Consider the following 1,665-nt stretch of genomic DNA (forward strand, 5'->3'; position numbering starts at 1 on the left):
ATACTCCAGAAACTACTGGTAAATTGGGATGTTGTGTTCATTATTTTGCTCCGTGATCACGGACTGACTGAGCTTGATCGTCCTTTTCAGACGGCCTTTGTTCGTCATTATCGAAAATACTGCTGGCTGCATCATCATAGTTTTTCTTATTGCGTCTATTGAACACAATATAGAGGACTAAAATAAAGCTGATGAATACCCAAACAGTAAAGAGCGAGCGAGCCCAGTTAGCGTCCATGATGTTACCTTACGTTTTTCAATGCCAAGCCCAAGCCTTGCAGGTAGGCGATAACAGCGTCCAGCTCTGATTTGTTGGCCAGCATTTCAGGTGCTTTGGCAATTTCTTCATCGCTGTAAGGTGTACCCACTTTACGCAGGGCTTTCATATGCGCCACAGTTGCCTCGGCATCGACTTTATTGCGTGCGAGCCATGGAAATGCAGGCATATTGGACTCCGGCACAACGTCGCGCGGGTTCAGCAGGTGGATGCGGTGCCACTCATCAGAATAGCGACCACCGACACGAGCCAAATCCGGACCGGTACGTTTAGAACCCCATTGGAACGGATGGTCATAAACAGACTCACCGGCAACGGAGTAGTGGCCGTAACGTTCAGTTTCTGCACGGAATGGACGAATCATTTGAGAGTGGCAGTTGTAGCAGCCTTCGCGTACGTAAATATCACGACCGGCCACTTGCAAGGCGTTGTATGGTTTCACGCCTGGCGCAGGTTCAGTAACTGCCTTGGAGAAGAACAGCGGGACAGCCTCGATCAGAAGGCCGACGCTGACTACAAGCAGGGTGAATACAATCAGTACACCAACTTTTTCTTCAGCTAATTGTTGCAATTTCATTTTGGTAGCCTATCTTTCTTATTATTAGTGGTGTTGGGTTTGAGAAACCGCAGGAATCTCAGCATCAACCGCTTTACCACTGATAGCAGTACGGTAAACGTTATATGCCATGATGCACATACCGCTCAGGTACAGAAGACCGCCGGTGAAACGAATCATGTAGTAAGGCATGGTACGTTTTACAGATTCGACAAAGGAATAAGTCAGTGTGCCGTCTTCGTTCAAAGAACCCCACATCAGGCCTTGCATCACACCGGCAATCCACATCGCGGCGATATACAGAACCACACCGATGGTTGCAATCCAGAAATGCGCTTCAACCAATTTGGTGCTGTACATTTCGTTTTTACCGAAGAGGCGTGGGATCATGTAGTAAACGGAACCGATGGTTACGAAGCCTACCCAACCCAATGCACCGGCATGAACGTGCGCAACAGTCCAGTCAGTATAGTGGCTCAGAGCGTTAACTGTTTTGATAGACATCATCGGGCCTTCGAAGGTAGACATACCGTAGAAGGACAGAGATACGATCAAGAATTTCAAAATCGGGTCGGTACGCAGTTTGTCCCATGCACCAGACAGAGTCATGATACCGTTGATCATACCGCCCCAAGAAGGTGCGAACAGGATCAAAGACAATACCATACCCAAAGATTGAGTCCAGTCAGGCAATGCGGTGTAGTGCAAGTGGTGTGAACCAGCCCACATATAAGTGAAAATCAAAGCCCAGAAGTGAACAACGGACAAGCGGTAAGAGTAAATAGGACGGCCTGCTTGTTTTGGTACGAAATAGTACATCATACCCAAGAAG

General features: G+C 47.9%; 3 protein-coding genes. All 3 read right to left on the reverse strand.

The window, feature by feature from the left end:
* Positions 1 to 40: 40 nt before the first annotated feature.
* Entirely contained in the window at positions 41 to 238 is a 198-nt protein-coding gene (locus tag ACTHUM_RS13305; protein WP_003748776.1) for a cbb3-type cytochrome oxidase subunit 3, read from the reverse strand.
* A 4-nt stretch (positions 239 to 242) separates the two neighbouring features.
* Positions 243 to 854, reverse strand: coding sequence for a cytochrome-c oxidase, cbb3-type subunit II (gene ccoO, locus ACTHUM_RS13310; RefSeq protein ID WP_063075589.1), 612 nt, complete (start codon positions 852 to 854; stop codon positions 243 to 245).
* 24 nt (positions 855 to 878) lie between these two features.
* Positions 879 to 1,665: cbb3-type cytochrome c oxidase subunit I (locus ACTHUM_RS13315; RefSeq protein ID WP_440403090.1), on the reverse strand; the 787-nt coding region annotated here is incomplete at its 5' end.

It is taken from the genome of Neisseria sp. P0021.S006 (assembly GCF_051956895.1).

Excerpts from the sequence above, each read along its gene's own strand:
- ccoO (WP_063075589.1), bottom strand. The coding sequence starts at position 854 with ATGAAATTGCAACAATTAGCTGAAGAAAAAGTTGGTGTACTGATTGTA.
- ACTHUM_RS13305 (WP_003748776.1), bottom strand. The coding sequence starts at position 238 with ATGGACGCTAACTGGGCTCGCTCGCTCTTTACTGTTTGGGTATTCATC.